This is a genomic window from Desulfocicer niacini, from assembly GCF_054657595.1.
Genome location: NZ_BAAHYK010000253.1, coordinates 1 through 204, shown reverse-complemented (window position 1 = coordinate 204; position 204 = coordinate 1). Strand labels below are relative to the sequence as shown.

General features: G+C 55.9%; 1 pseudogene. It reads right to left on the bottom strand.

The features are described from left to right. A pseudogene (locus ACYQ2M_RS25610) lies at positions 1-204 on the bottom strand (hypothetical protein); the annotation flags it as partial.

Sequence of the window (204 nt, the reverse complement as noted above, 5' to 3'; positions counted from 1 at the left end):
GTCTCCCTGGCTTACCGGTAATGGTCTCTATTCGGTCTATAAGCGCTTCAACCTGCGCCCTCTCGCTTTCTGCCGCTCCTGTAGAAATAACGGAGAGGGGGAGTCCGTTGCCATCCACCAGAGCATGGAGTGTAACTCCCTTGCCTTTGAAGCCATACTGGACATCTTCGCCGCCGCCCTTGCCGGCAGCAAACGATCCATCTA